1 protein-coding gene is annotated in these 311 nt (G+C 81.0%); it reads left to right on the forward strand.

The features are described 5' to 3' along the window. Window positions 1–311 (forward strand): ThiF family adenylyltransferase (locus tag V7E45_RS40525; protein WP_333779279.1); only part of this gene is annotated, 311 nt, incomplete at both ends.

Below are 311 nucleotides of genomic sequence, written 5' to 3' on the forward strand. Positions count from 1 at the left end.
GTGGCCCGGCCGCGGACGCGCTGCGGGAGCGGACCGAGGTGCTGGAGCGGCTGCGCCCCGACCTCGCCACGCTGTCCCTGACCACCCCCGGGCCCGGTGACGCACTCGCCCGGCTCGCCGCCCGCCGCACCCGGCGCGTCCAGGTCCGGGGCGCCGGACGGGTCGGCGTCCTGCTCGCCTCGGTGCTCCGCGCCGCGGGCGTCGGCGAGGTCGACATGTTCGACACGGGACGCGTCGAACCGTGGGACGTGGCCCCGGGCGGCCTGCCCGCCGAGTCGCTCCACCGGCGCCGGGACGAGGCGGCCCGGGCC

The organism is Streptomyces sp. IBSBF 3136, from assembly GCF_036815105.1.
In the GTDB taxonomy this organism is placed as follows: domain Bacteria; phylum Actinomycetota; class Actinomycetes; order Streptomycetales; family Streptomycetaceae; genus Streptomyces.